1 protein-coding gene is annotated in these 374 nt (G+C 60.2%); it reads left to right on the top strand.

Annotation, left to right across the window (positions count from 1 at the left end):
* On the top strand, window positions 1–374 hold a 374-nt coding region (locus ACM43_RS09500; RefSeq protein WP_271539841.1), incomplete at both ends, for an IS5 family transposase.

Below are 374 nucleotides of genomic sequence, written 5' to 3'. Positions count from 1 at the left end.
GGCGGAAAAGGGGGGAGCATGAACAAGCGATCGGCCGCTCGCGTGGCGGGCGGACCACGAAAATCCACGCGCTGAGCGACCCTGACTGCAGACCTTGCGCATTTCATCTCACTCCAGGCCAGGACGCTGATATTGCCGCAGCGCCAGCCCTTTTGGAACTCGCGCCACCCATGTCTGCCCTCATTGGCGACAAAGGGTACGACGGCGATGGCTTTCGAGCCGAAATCGTCGATCGTGGTGCCAAGCCCGTCATTCCAAACAAATCCAACAGGGTCACTCTCCACAGCTTCAGCAAACGCGCCTACAAGGGGCGCAACGTCATCGAGCGCTGTTTCTGCCGCCTCAAGGATTTCAGGCGTGTCGCAACTCGCTAC

This window comes from Bradyrhizobium sp. CCBAU 45321 (genome assembly GCF_028128975.1).
GTDB lineage: Bacteria > Pseudomonadota > Alphaproteobacteria > Rhizobiales > Xanthobacteraceae > Bradyrhizobium > Bradyrhizobium yuanmingense.
The sequence above is the reverse complement of the archived record's forward strand: the minus strand, read 5'-3'. Positions and strand labels throughout refer to the sequence as shown.